At 62.5% G+C, this 14071-nt stretch carries 12 protein-coding genes; 1 reads left to right on the top strand and 11 read right to left on the bottom strand.

Annotated features, from left to right (window positions below; genetic code table 11):
* Nucleotides 1-17 precede the first annotated feature (17 nt).
* The 11 genes from QYL93_RS14800 to sucC all read right to left on the bottom strand — a co-directional run bounded on the left by QYL93_RS14800 (nucleotide 18) and on the right by sucC (nucleotide 12923).
* Nucleotides 18-551, bottom strand: coding sequence for a pilin (locus QYL93_RS14800; protein WP_305744352.1), 534 nt, complete (start codon nucleotides 549-551; stop codon nucleotides 18-20).
* A gap of 100 nt (nucleotides 552-651) precedes the next feature.
* On the bottom strand, nucleotides 652-1473 hold the full coding sequence (locus QYL93_RS14795) for a hypothetical protein (RefSeq protein WP_305744351.1): 822 nt from the start codon (nucleotides 1471-1473) through the stop codon (nucleotides 652-654).
* Nucleotides 1474-1750: 277 nt separating this feature from the next.
* Nucleotides 1751-2284 (bottom strand): pilin, encoded by a 534-nt coding sequence (locus tag QYL93_RS14790; RefSeq protein ID WP_305744350.1) that lies wholly within the window; start codon nucleotides 2282-2284, stop codon nucleotides 1751-1753.
* A gap of 228 nt (nucleotides 2285-2512) precedes the next feature.
* Complete coding sequence (locus QYL93_RS14785; RefSeq protein WP_305744349.1) at nucleotides 2513-3304, bottom strand: 3',5'-cyclic-nucleotide phosphodiesterase; 792 nt, start codon at nucleotides 3302-3304, stop codon at nucleotides 2513-2515.
* Nucleotides 3305-3369: 65 nt separating this feature from the next.
* Nucleotides 3370-5631: a CHASE2 domain-containing protein gene (locus QYL93_RS14780; protein ID WP_305744348.1), complete on the bottom strand. Its 2262-nt coding sequence runs from the start codon at nucleotides 5629-5631 to the stop codon at nucleotides 3370-3372.
* Between the two features lie 76 nt (nucleotides 5632-5707).
* Nucleotides 5708-6364: an FHA domain-containing protein gene (locus tag QYL93_RS14775; RefSeq protein ID WP_305744347.1), complete on the bottom strand. Its 657-nt coding sequence runs from the start codon at nucleotides 6362-6364 to the stop codon at nucleotides 5708-5710.
* A 40-nt stretch (nucleotides 6365-6404) separates the two neighbouring features.
* The gene (locus QYL93_RS14770) at nucleotides 6405-7193 is read right to left on the bottom strand and encodes a Stp1/IreP family PP2C-type Ser/Thr phosphatase (RefSeq protein WP_057200611.1); all 789 of its coding nucleotides are present in this window, start codon (nucleotides 7191-7193) and stop codon (nucleotides 6405-6407) included.
* A gap of 19 nt (nucleotides 7194-7212) precedes the next feature.
* Nucleotides 7213-9837: a CHASE2 domain-containing serine/threonine-protein kinase gene (locus QYL93_RS14765; RefSeq protein WP_305744346.1), complete on the bottom strand. Its 2625-nt coding sequence runs from the start codon at nucleotides 9835-9837 to the stop codon at nucleotides 7213-7215.
* 188 nt (nucleotides 9838-10025) lie between these two features.
* Nucleotides 10026-10715, bottom strand: coding sequence for a TerC family protein (locus QYL93_RS14760; RefSeq protein ID WP_305744345.1), 690 nt, complete (start codon nucleotides 10713-10715; stop codon nucleotides 10026-10028).
* Between the two features lie 135 nt (nucleotides 10716-10850).
* Nucleotides 10851-11747 carry a succinate--CoA ligase subunit alpha gene (gene sucD / locus QYL93_RS14755; RefSeq protein ID WP_305744344.1) on the bottom strand — a complete coding sequence of 299 codons (897 nt, stop codon included), beginning with the start codon at nucleotides 11745-11747 and terminating at the stop codon, nucleotides 10851-10853.
* A gap of 15 nt (nucleotides 11748-11762) precedes the next feature.
* On the bottom strand, nucleotides 11763-12923 hold the full coding sequence (sucC, locus tag QYL93_RS14750; protein ID WP_057200608.1) for an ADP-forming succinate--CoA ligase subunit beta: 1161 nt from the start codon (nucleotides 12921-12923) through the stop codon (nucleotides 11763-11765).
* Between the two features lie 193 nt (nucleotides 12924-13116).
* Here sucC and argC point away from each other — a divergent pair, with 193 nt between their 5' ends.
* Nucleotides 13117-14049 (top strand): N-acetyl-gamma-glutamyl-phosphate reductase, encoded by a 933-nt coding sequence (gene argC / locus QYL93_RS14745; protein ID WP_305744343.1) that lies wholly within the window; start codon nucleotides 13117-13119, stop codon nucleotides 14047-14049.
* Nucleotides 14050-14071: the final 22 nt, after the last annotated feature.

Below are 14071 nucleotides of genomic sequence, written 5' to 3'. Positions count from 1 at the left end.
CGAGTGAACGTGCTATTTTATCGGCACTCAGCTGGAGCATATTTTGCGGGTAAAGTGCCCAGAGTTCTGTTCGTCAAGCCTCGGGTCAAAGACACATTTCCACTATCACTCGTGCATGCCCAGTCCATCGGGCCTACTGATGTTCCTGCAGGAGCAGCGTTGTTGACATTTGCGGAAAGTAGGATTGTGTTCCCGTCAAGGCCAGCCGGAATTCCATTTTTTCCATCTGCCAAGATGGAAATGGATATCGCCCAAGGAGTTGCAGCGCCGATGCTTATTCCCTTGATGTATTTACTTTTCAACACCACATTGGGGGTGGCATTGTAGGCTGCGGCTGCGGCGTCCATACCGACAATTCCATTGGCCTGGAATGCTTCACTCAGCAGTTCTTTGGGAACCGAAGCAGCAACCAATCCCTCTGACACTTTCGCACGAATCGTATAGTCCTGATAGGCGGGCAAAGCAATTGCGGCCAGAACCCCGATAATTGCCACGACAATCATCAGTTCAATAAGGGTAAACCCCTTGGCAGGGCGATTTCGGTGCGTCATTTTAGACTCCTATTGCATTTCACATGTCAAAGCAAGCAAAAATCATTCCCATGTCATTTCTATGCGAAGGTTTTTCTATCAGCTTACGCAAACCAGAACTTCATTCACCAAAACCATCTGCACGTACATAGCCCCTGATACGTGCAGTATTCGGATCTATGAAGGCAACCCACCCCGTGGTCCTTTTACTGACAACCGGCAACCACAAGAGCTCTGAGGGGACAAGTACTTCGTTTTCGCGTGGCTTTTCAGCAGCACGCGCGGCATTTTCTCTTATGCTTTCTACTGAACCTGAATTCAGTGCCAACAACTGCTCAAGTGATTTTGCGCGCGCTTTCACCTGGGGCACGCTGATTTCATAATCCTGCCACCAGTTTGGCCGCTGCCCTGTCTCCAGGCCTTGAAGTGAAGCATTCAAGCTTTCAATTTTCTCTTCGGCACTTTTTGCGGATCGCACGCCCAAGATACGGGGCGGTGTGAAGTTCCAGGCACCAACCCACTCTGGAAGCGCTTCTGGGCTGGATGTATCAATATCGGCAACACTTACCACGCGAAAGCGGTCTACCTCGTATACAACTGCGATGGGACGCGCTTGGCCCAAACTGTATATCCCATAAGACAACGCCGAGGCCTGCAAGGTGAGGATCAGCCCTATATCCACCAACAGTGCCTTGCGCGATTTTCCTGGATGCAACAACAACAATGTGAGAGCGGGACCACAAACCACGTCCACGCCAAAAATCAAAAGCAATAGTGACCACCCGCCCGAAATCTCCATCAGAGGCCATGGAAACCATACAAAGAAAACCAGAATACCCACCAGAAATACAATGCCCAGCGAGAAGAGCAAATGGCGCCATGCCCAGGGCAGTGCCGATCGAAAACGAAGAAGAGATTTTGAATTAGCCTTCAACATTGTCAAAATATTATGTCATTTACCATCATTGGAACTTACCTCCATCCCAGATAGGAGGTGTTCAATTTCACATTAAAAATGCTTTATACACCTATCGAACCCAAGCGACTCGTTTTCATTGCATTTGTTTCGCATTCTCATTTGTACCATGCACCGCTGCACCGATGATAGTAATACCGAATTTTAGACGGGTAGCTTGAGGACGGCAAACCCATGGTGCATTAAAAAAAGCGAGGCACAGCCTCGCTTTTTTTGAACAGTCAACAGCAGTTGTCTGTTTAAATCAACGGCATTCCGAAGGCGCGTACTTTGCAGGCAGGGTACCCACAGCAACCGTCAGGAGACGCTTGGACGCAGTCACGGTCGTATCAGCACCGCAAGCCCAGTCGATAGCGCCAGTGGAAGTATCGGCAGGGGTCTTGCCTTGCACGTTGGCGGTCAGCGTGAGGGTCTTTCCGTCCAAGCCCGTGGGCATGCCGTTTTTGCCATCAGCCTTGATACCTACCGTAATAGTCCAAGGCGAGGTCGTCTTGATGTCAACACTCTTGACATACTTGGAGGTCTTCTCTGCGGAGTCAGCCGGGTTCTTCATGAATGCGGCGGCAGCTGCGTCCATACCAACAATGCCGTCCGACTGGAATGCTTCGCTCATCAGGCTCTTTGCAGAAGAACCAGCAATCACGCCTTCAGACACCTTGGCACGCACGGTGTAGTCTTGGTAAGCGGGCAGTGCCACGGCAGCCAGAATACCGATGATCGCCACAACGATCATCAATTCGATCAGGGTAAAACCTTGTTGCAGAAGTTTGCGGTTCATAAATTTCTCCTAGGAAGTCAAGTCAATTGCAATTGAAACCTGCAGAAAATTCTCCAGGCTGCCTCAACATCAGCAGATTCCGTGCCAAGCTGTCGGACCGACGGTACCGCACCTGAATCACCCCCCCCAAATGAGTCATTTGTCACCGAAGTGTTTCCCCACCAGCACTGGGGGCTTTTTCGCGACATTCTTGTCACAGCAGAAACGTCACCACTTGCAACACAGTGGTCAGAACTTGAACTCGTCCCCTGCCTTGAGCCAATAAATGTCATGGGAACCGGCGCCTCGCAACCCGCCACTCTGGTCAAAGCGGCGGATCTCCTCCATGATCAACTCAGTTTCTGACGGCTTGGTGTGGGTGATGTAGATTGGGCATCGCTTGCCACGGTTCAATTGCGCCAGTTCCTGCGCCAGGGTGTGGGGTGACAGGTGCAGGCTGCGCTGGGCCAGGGCGGTTTCGCGGTTGCTGAAGGCAGTCTCGATGACCAGCACGGCAACAGGAAGCGCATTGACCCGCCGCCAGAACTCAGGATTGCGTCCGGTGTCGCCACTGAACACCCAGCAACCCGTGTCACCAGCCACCGCGTACCCGACGGCGGGAACAGTGTGGACAGCAGGCAGAACCTCCAGTTCCACCCCTTCGACGTTCAGGCGCTCGCCCACGGCTATGGTTTGGTACTGCAAAAACGGCTGGTCGGACGTGGGAATGCTGCTGAAGTCCGGCCAGATGACGTTGTTGAACACATGCGCCTGCAGGGCGGCGATGGTGCCGGGCAGCGCGTGCACCTGCACCGGGCTGCTGCGCAGCGACGACACCGCATCCAGCATCAATGGCAGCGCCGCGATATGGTCCAGGTGGGAATGCGTGAGGAACACATGATCGATGCGCCGCATTTCGTCCAGCGCCAAGTCGCCCACCCCCGTTCCTGCATCGATGAGGATGTTGTCGTTGACCAGGAAGGAGGTGGTCCGGCAATCTTTGGCGATGGCCCCGGAGCACCCCAGTACGCGAACCTTCATGTCATGCAGTCCTGTTTGTTCCGTCTGTCTCTTCTGGCTGTCTGTTGTTCGTCTGCGTCTGCCGGCTACTTGGTATCGAATTGGGTGGCACCATCCCAGTCCGGCTGGAAGGGTAACACCCGCAGCGCCTCCATGCGGGCAGCGTACAGCGAATACAGGATGCTCGCAGGTTGTAACGCCTGCAAATTCTGCAAAAGCAGGGCACATGCATCCCATTCCTGGGCCCGGTAGGTGGCGAGGAACTGGTGCCACAGGGCCAGTTGCTGCTCCCGCTCGGGCGCCAGCGGCTCGGCCGCCGTGCCCACGGGCGTGTAGATGGTGACTGCCTGGGCCTTGCCTTTCACACGCACCCGGTCCAGCTCCTGCCAGATGAATCCCGGGGCCATTGCACGGGTGGTATCACTGACCACCATGGTCACGCCGTAGGTCTTGGACAGGCCTTCCAGCCGGGAGCCCAGGTTGACGGCATCGCCGATCACCGTGTAGCTGCGCCGGATGTCCGAGCCCATGTCCCCCACGCACATGGTGCCGGTGTTCAGGCCGATGCCCACGCCGATCTCCGGCAAGCCCTTGCTGCGGTGCTCTTCGTTGAGCTGGGCGATGGCCCGGGTCATGTCCAGCGCCGCAGCCACGGCCGATTCGGCGTGCCCGGGGGTGGCCACGGGTGCGCCCCAGAAGGCCATCACACAATCTCCCATGTACTTGTCGATGGTGCCCTGGCGGCGGCCACGGATGATCTGGGTCAGGCGGCTGAACACGCCGTTGAGCAGGGCCTGCAGTTGAAGGGGCTCCATGCGCTCGGACAGCGCCGTGAAACCGCGCATGTCGCAGAACATCACCGTCAGCTCCTGGTTGGCGGCATCCATGGTGTAGCGCTCGGGCTCCTTGAGCATCTCATCCACCAGTTCCGGGGGCACGTAGGTGCCGAACAGGGCAGCGAGCTCCCGCTTGGAACGGCTCTCCACAAAGTACCCGTAGACCATGTTCAGCGTGAAGGCGGACAGCACCAGCACCAGGGCCGTCGCCAGAGGCATCACCAGACCATGCGACTGGTACAGCCAGAGATTGAGCCCCACCAGCCCGGCGAACACCCCGGCGCTGAGCAGCACCGCCCAGCCCGCCGTCAGCAAAGGCAATGAGAATGCCAGCAACAAGCCCGTTGCCACGAGCTGCAGAACATCGAAATCGGTGGCGTAGTCTGGCTGGAGCACATTCGCGCCGTCCAGGAAGGCGGACAGCAGATTGGCATGCGTCTCCACACCGGGATAAGTTCGCCCCACGGGCGTCACACGCAGATCGACCAAGCCTGGCGCCGTGGACCCCACCAGCACCAACTGGCCCTTCAGGCTGCCTTGCGGCAAGCGCCCCTCCAGCACATCACCGGCGGAGATATAGCGAAACGAACCACCGGTAACGTCACCAGGGCCGCGATAGGGCACCAGCGTCGCCAGATTGGGATCGACCGGCAACCGGATCAAGCTCTGGCCTTGGCGTAGCAGGATGCCCTGCAACACGTCATGGTCGAATTCCGACGACGCATAGACCGGGTCCAAGTCCCTCACGCCCGTCGCCACACGCAGCATCGCCAAGGCCAGCGATTCGTAATAACGGCCCTGGAACTCGGCCAGCAGAGGCAGGGAGCGCACGACCCCGTCGGGGTCGGTGATGGAATTGAAAAAACCCGCTGCAGGCGCCGCCCGTGCCAGCGCTCCGATATTGCTGCCATGGCCCTGCCAGGACGTGGCTCTCAAGGGCTTGCCGCGCAGCCGCTCCAGGGGCAGCGCAGGTTCGGGCAGGACGCCCCGGGCCTGTCCGTCCCGGTCGCTCGTGAAATAGTAGCCCAGTACCACGGGCCGGCCCTGCAACGACTGCGCAAACAATGCGTCGTAGTCCAGCTGCGGCGACAGCTGCGCCAATTGTTCGGCAAACCCGGAATTCCCCTGCAACGGCCCCTGCGCCAGCCGCTGCAGGCTGGCCAGCCCGGAACTGCCGTCAGGCTCGGCAAAAATCACGTCAAAGCCGAGCACGGAAACCTGTTGGCGCTCCAGCAGCTCGTGTGCGACTCGGGCCATCTTGTCCCGGCCCCAGGGCCACTGCCCGATGCGTTCCAGGCTCCGTTCGTCGATGTCGACGATGGTGATGCGCTCGTCCATCGTGCCCGGCATGGTGGCGCGCAGGCGGGTGTCGTAGATGATGTTTTCCAACCGCTCAAGCACCTGCAGATGCAGGACCCCGCCCACGTGAAGCAGGGCGAACAGCAGTGGCAACAGCGTGACGGCGATGCGGCGCCAGCGGCGCGCCAACCAGGAGCCAGTCCGGGGGCGCATCAGAATGGCTCAGCTCGGAGGCGCCCGACGCTTGGCGGACAAGGTGCCGAGCAAGGCAAGGGGCACAGCGCGCCCGTCAGGTCTGCTCGAACTGCATCTCGGTGCCGGCCAGCTCCAGCTTGTCGCCGTGCTTGAGTGGCACGGGCGACAGCCCGATGGCCGAGCCGTTGAGCAGCGGCATGTCCGGGCCTTCCACATGTGCCAGCACGAAGCCGTGGTGGCGCTTGGTGATGGAGGCCACGGCAACGCCCGGCTTGCCGATGGTGGTCACCACCTTGAGCAGCGAGACCTCGCGCCCTGCGGCTGCGCCGGACATGACCTTGATCACCGCCGTGATCGGTGCAGGGGGCGGGGTACCCGGCAGACCGGCCGGGCGCGATACGGCGCCCAGCGGCGGCACCATGCCGGGCTTGAAGATCATGGTCTTCTCGAAGTTCTCGCCTTCGGCCTCGTGCATGAAGCGGATCTTGTACTTGCCAACTTCCACCGTATCGCCATTGCGCAGCTCCTGGCGCTTGACGGCCTTGGCATTCACGTAGGTGCCGTTGGTGCTGCCCAGGTCCTCGATCTCGACATCATTCCCGACCATGTGGAAGATCGCGTGCTCGCCGCTCACCGCCAGGTTGTCGATCACGATATCGTTGTATGGCCTGCGACCAAGGGTGGTGCGGTCCTTGGTCAACTGAACTTCCTTGATGACGACGCCGTCGATCGAAACGATCATTCTGGGCATGATCCACTCCTGATTTGAGATTTGTTATGGGCCGGCACCGTCATGCAGCACCCAGCAGGCGGGACATCAGGCTGCGCTTCTTGCCCCCCGCACCGGCCTGTACCAGCAGTACGCTAACGTTATCACGACCGCCGTGTGCATTGGCGGTATCAATAAGCAATGTGGTTTTTTCCTCCAGCGGGAGGGATGCACGCACCATCTCCGCCAGATCGGCATCGGACACCATGTCCGTGAGCCCGTCCGAGCACATCAGGAACAGGTCGTGCGGCGCTACCTGGAATTCATTGACTTCCATGAGCACATTGGGCTCCACGCCCAGGGCACGGGTGACCAGGTTGCGGTTCGAGGAGATCGCCGCCTGGTGCGGTGTGAGGATGCCGGCATCCACCTGCTCCTGCAGCCACGAATGGTCGCGCGTGATCTGCTGCAGCACCCCGCCGCGCAGGCGGTAGCAGCGCGAATCGCCGATGTGCCCAAGAATCAGCCGCGAACCCTGGAAGATGCCCGCCACCAGCGTGGTCCCCATGCCGGCGTACTGGGGGTTCGACAACGACGCCCCCAAAATGGCATGGTTGGCGTTTTCCACGCAGATTTCCAGCGCCCGGCGCACATCCGTCGCCTGGGGGGTACTGCCGGCCTGGGACAGCCAGCGGGCCATTTCCGTGCGGATGAAGGTCGTGGCCATGCCGCTGGCGACTTCGCCAGCGTTGTAGCCTCCCATGCCATCGGCCAGGATGGCCAGCTGGGCATCCCGGTCGATCGCGACGGCGTCTTCGTTGTTGCTGCGCACCCGCCCCCGATCGGTGCGCGCAAAAAAATCGTAATTCATGGATAAAGCGGCACAGGCCTCATCGGGCGCTGGATGGCGGCAGCGAAGAGTCCCTCTGTGCAGGATATTCCGTCACTGTTTCCTGAAAGTCCGCCATGTCGTTCCGTGTTGCCTTGCGAGCCGCATCATAGACGACTGTCCGCTGGTTTGTGCCGGTTTCAGCGGCTACCAGCGCTGCCAGTGCACGCCGGATCTCGGCCGCAAACTGGCGCCCCGTCTGGTAGCGGGCTTCGGGGCGCTTCATCATCGACAGCGCCACCACCTCCGCCACTTCGGCCGACAGCTCGGGCCGCAGCGTGCGCACGTCGGGCGCCGGCACGCTGGCAATCTTGTGCATCAGTTCGGGCATGGAGGCTCCGCGCAGCGGCAACGAGCCGGTGAGCATCTGGAACAGGGTCACACCCAGCGAATACAGGTCCGAGCGCCCGTCCACCTTCTTGCCCGCCAGCTGTTCGGGCGACATGAAGCTCGGTGTGCCCAGTACCAGCCCCGTGCGGGTCTTGCTGGAATCGGTGATGCGCGCAATGCCGAAGTCGGTCACCTTGACCGCATCGGTCGCCGCGTCGAACATGACGTTGGCCGGCTTGATGTCGCGGTGCACCACCTGGTTGGCATGGGCATAGTCCAGCGCCTCGGCCACGCGGGCCGCCACCGACAGCGCCAGCGGCACCGGCAGCAGGTTGCCCTCCTTGCAGAAGGGCGACAGGTCGGTGCCCTTGAGGAACTCCATGGAGATATAGGCCAGGTCGTGCTCCTCTCCTGCATCGAAGATGGTCACGATGTAGGGGTGCTGCAGCCGCCCGGCCGTCTCGGCCTCGCGAAAGAAGCGCGCACGGGCGTCGATCAGCCCGTCGCCCTCGAACTCCTGTCCCAGGGCCAGCGTCTTGATGGCCACCATGCGGCCGATCTTCGGATCGCGCCCCAGGTACACCACGCCCATGGAACCCTTGCCGAGCTCCTTGGTGATCTCGTAGCGGCCCAGCATGGGCAGACCGATGGTCGCATCGCCCGGCAGGCGCGGCATGGCCGGCACGCTGGGCATGGGCATCGGTGCCGAACTCGGTGGCGGCGCCGTGTCCGGCTGGCCCGAGGCCGACTTGGCCCGGGCGCGCATCTTCCGGTAGCGGGTCTTGGCGTCCTTGTACTGCCTGTCGTGGCGCAGGATGCGCTCGTACACCAGCTTGGCCATGGCGTAGTTGCGCTTGCGCTCGAAATCCTGTGCCAGGTGGTACAGGTTGTCCTTGAGGGCATCGGTCATCGGCAGGCGGCGAAAGTGCTCGAACGCCTGCTCCAGCTTGCCCTGGCCGTGCAGCGCCAGGCCCAGCATGCGCTTGGACTCGGCTGCCTCGGCAGACTTCGTGCGGGAAGCGCCCCCACCACCGCGCAGCTTCAACGCCAGCATGGCGGCCTGCCCCACGGCCACCACCAGCGCGGCCCCCAGCAGCGAGAAGGACAGCAGCGCGTGCTCCAGTGCCAGCCACTGGGCCCCGGCAAGCGCCAGCAGCAAGGCCATGCTCACGGCCAGGCCGGCCAGTGCACTCACCTGCGGCAACGCCAATGCCAGGTACAGCACTGCCGCCACGATGGCCAGCCATGCCACTGGCAGCGCCCAATCCGGCGCCGTCACGGCATGGCCCTGGCGGATGGTCGACACCATCTGCGCCAGCACCTCCACCGGGTACAGCGACTGGCCGCCTGGCGTTGCCAGGGGCGGCGCCTGTGCAGCCGAGGTGAAACCCACCAGCACGGTCTTACCCTGGAAGCCGGAGGCGCCTGCCGGAGACAGCACCTGTGCGAACGCGGTCCGGGCAAACACCGGCTGGCCGCCTTCCGGCGCATGGAACAGGGGCCGCAGCACCGACGTACTGTCGGTCGCAATACCCAGGCTGCCCAGCCGCAACCAGGGCGCAGCGGCCTGCAGGCGCAGATCGGACGCGCCCAGTTGCAGGCTGCGCAGCACCGTCAACAGCGCGACCGATGGCACTGCGGCGCTGTCATGCGCCAGCAGCAGGGGCATCTGGCGCAGCACACCGTCCGGGTCGGGGTCCAGCTGCAGATGGCCAATGGCGGATGCCGCCGCCCCCAGGACCGCAGGGGGATGCCGCCCCGAAGCCGCAGGCACGGCATGCTCGCCCGGATTGGCCAGCGCACTGCGGCGCACATACGACGGCAGCGGTGTGGCAGGGCCGGTCGCCGGATACTGCGACACCAGCACCACGTTGCCCGCGCGCTGCATGCTCGCAGCCAGCCGCGCATCGCCCGACAGGGCGGCGGCGCTGTCCGCGCCAGGCACGCCAGCCGCCTGTGGCTCGCCAGACACGGCGGGAGCAGTAAGGGGCGAGGGGCGGGCTGGCGTTTCCGGCAGCGGCATGGTGTAGACGATGGCCCGGGCGCCGGCGGCCGTGAGCTGGTCTACGAAACGGGCGTGTGCCTCGGGCTGCCAGGGCCAGGGGCCCAGGGTCTTGAAGCTGCGGTCATCGATGCCGACAACCGCCAGGTCTGCTGCCGGCTCGGCCGAGGTACTGCCGACGGCCGCGTCGTACATGGCCAGATCCAGCCGGTGCACCCCACCCATCGCGCTGGCCACGGCCACCACGACGGCGGCCACCAGTGCGCAGACAAAGCCATCGGTACGCCACCACACCAGCTGCTGTCCCGATGTTGTTCTGCCCACTTGCAATAGATCCACGGAGGTAATGAGATACCTTTAGAAGCAATTTCCAAGCCCGGCCCCGGGCGGCCCTTGGCGCGCCCCAGACCCCCTGGTCGCGGCCCTTGCCTGCCGTTCTTGTCGCTGGCACGCAACGCTCGGCGCTGTAGGTGCCATTTTTGTCAGGTCGAGGCGGCAGCGCGGCTGGCGCGGCGTTGCCAGAGTTTGCCGCCTCCCACCACAAGAATGGCCCCCAACGCCGCAGCCACGTAGTGCAACGACGGATGCGCCGCCACTAGGCCCTGCAGTGCCGTATCGCCAGCGATGGTCTCGCCCGCCACCCAGCCAATGAGGGCCGCGCCCAGCACCACGATCACCGGGAAACGCTCCATCAGCTTGATCATCATCGTGCTGCCGAACACCACCAGCGGAATGCTGATGGCCAGGCCAAGCACCAGCAGCGTGGTGCTGCCCTGGGCCGCTGCAGCCACGGCGATCACATTGTCCAGGCTCATGACCAGGTCGGCCATCAGGATGGTACGCACGGCAGCCATCAGGCTGCCATAGGTCTTGGATTCGCCTTCGTCCTCGTCGCTTTCGCTGAGCAGCTGGAAGCCGATCCACAGCAGCAGGCAACCGCCCACGACCTGCAGGAAGGACAGCGCCAGCAGCTTGGCCGCCACCACCGTGAGCAGCACGCGCAGCACCACCGCTGCGCCGGAGCCCCAGAACACCGCCTTGCGCTGCTGCTCGGGGGGTAGCGAGCGTGCCGCCAGGGCGATCACCACTGCGTTGTCACCCGAGAGGATGATGTTGATCCAGACGATCTTGATCAGGCCGATCCAGAAGTCGGCACCGTGCAGAAATTCCATTGTCAATGACTCCACTGTTATGAATGCAAGAAGCGCCCGGAACCGGGGTTCCGGGCGCTTCTCTTTTTTGGAGCGGCCAGTGTATCGGGCGCTTGCGCCCGATGCGTCCGTAATTGTGCTTACAGACTGGTGTGCTTACTTCAGCTGGGCCTTGAGCAGCTTGCCCAGTTCCGAGGGGTTGCGCGTGATGATGAAGCCGGACTCTTCCATGATGGCCAGCTTGGCATCGGCCGTGTCGGCACCACCGGAGATCAGGGCACCTGCGTGGCCCATGCGCTTGCCGGGAGGCGCCGTCACGCCGGCGATGAAGCCCACGATGGGCTTCTTCATGTTGGCCTTGCACCACTGGGCGGCTTCGGCTTCATCGGGTCCACCGATTTCGCCGATCATGATGACGGCATCGGTTTCAGGATCGTCGTTGAAAGCCTTCATCACGTCGATGTGCTTCAAGCCATTGATGGGGTCGCCACCAATGCCCACGGCGCTCGACTGACCCAGGCCCACTTCGGTCAGCATGGCCACGGCTTCGTACGTCAGCGTGCCGGAGCGGCTCACGACGCCGATGCGGCCCTTGCGGTGGATGTGGCCGGGCATGATGCCGATCTTGATTTCGTCGGGCGTGATCAGGCCGGGGCAGTTGGGGCCCAGCAGCAGGGTGCGCTTGCCACCGGCGGCTTCCTTGGCCTTCATCTTGTTGCGCACTTCGAGCATGTCGCGCACCGGGATGCCTTCGGTGATGCAGATGGCCAGGTCCAGGTCGGCCTCGACGGCTTCCCAGATGGCGGCAGCAGCGCCTGCGGGCGGCACGTAGATCACCGACACGGTGGCGCCGGTCTGCGATGCGGCTTCCTTGACGGAGGCGTAGATCGGGATGTTGAAGATCGACTCGCCGGCCTTCTTGGGGTTCACGCCCGCCACGAAGGCGTTCTTGCCGTTCGCGTATTCCTGGCACTTTTCAGTGTGGAACTGGCCGGTCTTGCCCGTGATGCCCTGGGTGATGACCTTGGTGTCTTTGTTGATGTAGATCGACATGTGTGTTCTCCGGGCTTACTTGACGGCAGCAACGATCTTGGTCGCAGCTTCGGCCATGGTGTCTGCGGCGATGATGGGCAGGCCGGACTCGGCCAGCATCTTCTTGCCCAGCTCTTCGTTGGTGCCCTTCATGCGCACGACCAGCGGCACATTCAGGTTCACGGCCTTGCAGGCCGTGATCACGCCGGTGGCGATGGTGTCGCACTTCATGATGCCGCCGAAGATGTTGACCAGGATGCCTTCGACCTTGGGGTTCTTGAGCATGATCTTGAAGGCTTCGGTGACCTTCTCGGGGGTGGCACCGCCGCCCACGTCCAGGAAGTTGGCCGGCTCGCCGCCGAACAGCTTGATGGTGTCCATGGTGGCCATGGCCAGGCCGGCGCCGTTGACCAGGCAGCCGATGTTGCCGTCCAGGCTGATGTAGGCCAGGTCGAACTTGGAGGCTTCCACTTCGGCCGGATCTTCTTCGTCCAGATCGCGGAAGGCCACGATTTCAGGATGGCGGAACAGCGCATTGGCGTCGAAGTTGAACTTCGCGTCCAGGGCCATCAGGTTGCCCTTGGAGTCGCAGTTCAGCGGGTTGATTTCCACCAGCGACGCATCGGTGTCCATGTAGCACTTGTAGATCTTCGCGAAGATGTCCACGGCCTGGTCGATGGAAGCGCCGGTCAGGCCAATGGCTGCGGCAACCTTCTTGCTTTGCTCGACGGTGATGCCGGTCAGGGGATCGATCATCTCGGTGATGATTTTCTCGGGCGTGGAGTGGGCCACTTCCTCGATGTCCATGCCGCCTTCGCTCGAAGCGATCAGCGCGACCTTCTGCGTGCCGCGGTCGGTGACCAGCGAGACGTACAGTTCGTTCTTGATGTCGGCACCGTCTTCGATGTACAGGCGGCGGACCTTCTGGCCTTCGGGGCCGGTCTGGTGCGTCTTGAGCTGCATGCCCAGGATTTCGCCAGAAATGCGCTTGACGTCGTCAATGGTCTTGGCGACCTTGACACCGCCACCCTTGCCACGGCCACCGGCGTGGATCTGGGCCTTGACGACCCACACGGGACCGCCGAGTTTCTGGGCTGCTTCGACGGCTTCTTGTACCGTGAACGCGGGAATGCCACGCGGAACGGGCACACCAAAATTGCGCAAGATTTCCTTGCCTTGGTATTCGTGAATCTTCATGAGGTCTCTCTCAGGGAAGGGTGGTAGTTACCCGTTTACCATGAACAGTTGTCTGGCCGCGGGCTTGGGACATGGCAACCGGCGACTGTATCATGCTGCGACGCACCATCCTTTGTGCCTAACACGTACAGCGTTGACGTCCATCCATTCTTACCCCCGGCAGTCCACGCTGCCAGACCAGCAGGAGCACCCCATGTCCAGAGTCTTTATTGATGGCGAAGCCGGCACCACGGGCCTGCAGATCCGTGAACGCCTGCAGGCCATGCCCGAGGTCGAGCTGGTCAGCATTGCACCCGAATTGCGCAAGGACCCGGCTGCCAAGCGCGACCTGATCGCGGGCGTGGACCTGGTCGTTCTGTGCCTGCACGACGACGCCGCGCGCGACACCGTGGCCATGGTGGACGGCATCGAGCAATCCACCGCCCGCAAGATCAGGATCATCGACGCGAGCACCGCGCACCGCACCGCGCCCGGCTGGGTCTTCGGCTTCCCCGAGCTGGCCGCCGGCCAACCCGAGGCCGTGGCCGCCGCGACCCGTGTGGCCAACCCCGGCTGCTATGCCACCGGCGCCATCGCGCTGCTGCGCCCCCTGGTCGATGCCGGGCTGGTTCCCGCCGACTTTCCCCTGGCGCTGCCCTCGGTGAGTGGCTATTCGGGTGGCGGGCGCACCATGATCGAGGCCTACCAGAAGGGCGAAGCGCCGCTGTTCGAGCTGTACGCCCTGGGCCTGGCGCACAAGCACCTGCCGGAAATCATGCACTACACCGGCATCACCCGCAGGCCCATCTTCGTCCCCTCGGTGGGCAACTTCGAGCAGGGCATGCTGGTGCAGTTGCCGCTGCACCTGGACACCCTTCCCGGCGCGCCCAAGGCGAGCGACCTGCACGACGCCCTGGCCGCGCACTACGCCAAGAGCAACACCCCCGAGCAGTGGGTCAGCGTGCTACCCGCAACGGCCGACGGCAAGCTCGATGCCCTGGCGCTCAACAACACCAACAAGCTGGAGCTGCGCGTGTTCGCCAACGAGACCTACCGCCACGCGGTGCTGGTGGCGCGCCTCGACAACCTGGGCAAGGGTGCCAGCGGCGCCGCAGTGCAGAACCTCAAGCTGATGCTGGGTCTGTGATTTTCCGCACGCCGGGCGGGCC

Source organism: Acidovorax sp. A1169 (genome assembly GCF_030704685.1).
In the GTDB taxonomy this organism is placed as follows: domain Bacteria; phylum Pseudomonadota; class Gammaproteobacteria; order Burkholderiales; family Burkholderiaceae_C; genus Acidovorax.
Note: the sequence above shows the minus strand (reverse complement) of the source record. Positions and strands in the feature narration are given on the sequence as shown.

Bases quoted from the DNA above. Each gene is read 5' to 3' on its own strand.
- QYL93_RS14790 (WP_305744350.1), bottom strand. From the start codon at position 2,284: ATGAACCGCAAACTTCTGCAACAAGGTTTTACCCTGATCGAATTGATG.
- sucD (WP_305744344.1), bottom strand. From the start codon at position 11,747: ATGTCGATCTACATCAACAAAGACACCAAGGTCATCACCCAGGGCATC.
- QYL93_RS14760 (WP_305744345.1), bottom strand. From the start codon at position 10,715: ATGGAATTTCTGCACGGTGCCGACTTCTGGATCGGCCTGATCAAGATC.
- QYL93_RS14770 (WP_057200611.1), bottom strand. From the start codon at position 7,193: ATGAATTACGATTTTTTTGCGCGCACCGATCGGGGGCGGGTGCGCAGC.
- argC (WP_305744343.1), top strand. From the start codon at position 13,117: ATGTCCAGAGTCTTTATTGATGGCGAAGCCGGCACCACGGGCCTGCAG.
- QYL93_RS14775 (WP_305744347.1), bottom strand. From the start codon at position 6,364: ATGCCCAGAATGATCGTTTCGATCGACGGCGTCGTCATCAAGGAAGTT.
- QYL93_RS14780 (WP_305744348.1), bottom strand. From the start codon at position 5,631: ATGCGCCCCCGGACTGGCTCCTGGTTGGCGCGCCGCTGGCGCCGCATC.
- sucC (WP_057200608.1), bottom strand. From the start codon at position 12,923: ATGAAGATTCACGAATACCAAGGCAAGGAAATCTTGCGCAATTTTGGT.
- QYL93_RS14785 (WP_305744349.1), bottom strand. From the start codon at position 3,304: ATGAAGGTTCGCGTACTGGGGTGCTCCGGGGCCATCGCCAAAGATTGC.
- QYL93_RS14800 (WP_305744352.1), bottom strand. From the start codon at position 551: ATGACGCACCGAAATCGCCCTGCCAAGGGGTTTACCCTTATTGAACTG.